This window comes from Neisseria sp. P0009.S007 (assembly GCF_051962515.1).
Window position 1 is genome coordinate 1 of record NZ_JBQCVF010000802.1, and the last position, 653, is coordinate 653.

A 653-nucleotide genomic window follows, 5' to 3' on the forward strand; every position below is an offset into this window, starting at 1 on the left:
AACTTGACCAGACTCTGAGTTTTGTTCTTTTTTTAGATTTTCTTTTTCAGCTTCTAACTTCTTATAAAGTTCAACAATACGTTCATCCAAAGTTGATTTACCATATGCGAATTCGGTATTTTTCTCTTTGCCTGTTTGTTCGCTGACATCAGTTTGAGTATTGCCTTTTGAATATACTTTGGCAATAACAGAAGCGTAGCTTGTCCATGTAGGTTGGGTTGCGTTGCCATTAGAGGTCTTATTAAATAACACAACGCCGTCCATTTTGACTTCATCATTGCTGTTAAAGTCAATAGAACTGATCAGGCCATTTTGGTTACGGTCTTGATTGTCCGTTTGGAACATTTTGCCTGCGGCATCTCTGCGGATTTGTACGTTAGGGTTGGATTGCTGTGCACCTTTGGAAGAGATGAAATGTGTGTGCAAAGGCTGGCTAACGTTGGCCGGATCGATTGGAGCTTCATCGGTCAGTGCGGCAAGGTTGTCGGCACTGTTAGTAAGCGTAGTAGACGGCGCTTTCGGAGTGTTGGCATTGCTGTTGTTGGTAGGATTACCATTATTGCCAGCAGAGTTGCCGGTATTATTGGTAGGAGTAGCGCCGGTGCTTAAAGCAGATGAACCGCCGCCTCCGCCACCACCGCATGCGGACAAAA

At 44.4% G+C, this 653-nt stretch carries 1 pseudogene; it reads right to left on the minus strand.

Annotated elements, in window-relative coordinates:
- Nucleotides 1–651 (minus strand): annotated as a pseudogene (locus ACTHS3_RS16470) (transferrin-binding protein-like solute binding protein); the annotation flags it as partial.
- Nucleotides 652–653 lie beyond the last annotated feature (2 nt).